This window comes from Haladaptatus sp. R4 (assembly GCF_001625445.1).
Classification (GTDB): Archaea; Halobacteriota; Halobacteria; order Halobacteriales; family Haladaptataceae; genus Haladaptatus.
The window spans coordinates 1-1,434 of record NZ_LWHG01000015.1 but is presented as its reverse complement, the minus strand read 5'-3'; the positions used below and the strand labels follow the sequence as shown (position 1 = coordinate 1,434).

The following is a 1,434-nucleotide window of genomic DNA, read 5'->3' as shown; positions in this document are numbered from 1 at the left end:
CCGATGGCGAGCGCGATGACGGTGGCGAAGATGCCCCCGGCGGCGATCATGATGAGCATCGGCGGGGTGGCGTGAATCGCCATCGCCAGCACGTCCACGCCGGATTTCGTCGACCCGAGTGGCGCGTCCCAGTTCTGGAACGGCACGAGGTTTCGCGGCACTTGATTCGAGGTGGGTTCCGGATACAACCAGGTGCCGACGGTGCCGATGAGGATGTAGACGAACAGGATGAGTCCGCCGATTCGCGTGCGCGGGTCGTCCCACGCGACTAATCCGGGTTTGTAGATGAACTCGGCGTAGAACTCCTGTAGTCGTTCCTGGGTTGTGACCTCGGTGTCCGACCCTGTCGTCTCGAAGCTGAACTCCTCGACTTGCGACTGCGACCCGCCGTCCGTAGCGACGCGGCCGATATCGTCGGTGGTGTTATCAGTAGGCTTCATTGGAATCACCCGATTTGACGCGTGGGTCGATGATGCCGTACGTGAGGTCGGCGATGAACACGGCGAGGACGAGGGCGACGGTAATGACGAGGAAGATGCCCATCATCAGCGGATAATCGCGGTTTTGCAGTCCCTGGAACAGGTAGTAGCCGACGCCGGGATAGGTGAAAATCTGTTCGAGGATGACCGAGCCACCGAGGTTGAAACCGATGAGGGTCAAAAATCCGGTGTACATGGGGAGGATGGCGTTGCGGCCGACGTACCAGACCGAAATCCGGCGGTCGGGAAGCCCGCGGAGGCGGGCGACGCGAACGTAATCCTCGCCGAGCACCTGGATGCTGTTGCCGCGCATCGCGAGCGCTTGGAGTCCCGCGCCGGAGACGACGAGCGAGACGATGGGGAGGAAGGCGTGATAGAGCGCGTCGGTGACGAACTGGAGGGATAAGCCGGGTTCGACGCCGGGGCTCAAGCGATAGCTGACGGGGAAGACGCTGTACTTGTAGCCGAAGACGATGACGAGGGCGATGGCGAGGACGTAGAAGGGAATCGAGGAGAGGATGATCGAGAGGACGCTCGATCCCATGTCGAAGCGACTCCCTTCGCGGTAGGCCATGAGCGCGCCCCAGACGATGGCGATGGCGAAGATGATGACGGTGGCGGTGACCATCACGAAGATGGTCCACGGCAATGCTTCACCGACGATGCTGGCCACGGTGCGGGGGTAGGTGAACGATTTGCCCATGTTGCCGTGCAGCAGGGCGGTGATGTAGTCGCTGTACTGGACGTACAGCGGGGCGTCGGGTTGCAGGTTTTGATACGTTTCGATGATGGAGTTGATCTGTTGGGGTGGGTACCCTTGGCGAATCAGTTTGCCGCGCAGTTGGGTGAGCGGGCCACCTGGCAGCAGTCGGATCATGCCGAACGTGAGCGTCACGACCAGCCACAGTGTGAAGATCGCTCGTCCCGTCCGTTTCAAATAATAGTTGACCATATT

General features: G+C 60.9%; 1 protein-coding gene and 1 pseudogene. Both read right to left on the bottom strand.

Annotation, left to right across the window (positions count from 1 at the left end; genetic code table 11):
• Positions 1 to 440, bottom strand: a pseudogene (locus A4G99_RS09395) (ABC transporter permease); the annotation flags it as partial.
• The gene (locus A4G99_RS09390; RefSeq protein ID WP_066142576.1) at positions 427 to 1,431 is read right to left on the bottom strand and encodes an ABC transporter permease; all 1,005 of its coding nucleotides are present in this window, start codon (positions 1,429 to 1,431) and stop codon (positions 427 to 429) included. The gene A4G99_RS09390 and the pseudogene A4G99_RS09395, both read right to left, overlap by 14 nt.
• Between the last annotated feature and the right edge of the window lie 3 nt (positions 1,432 to 1,434).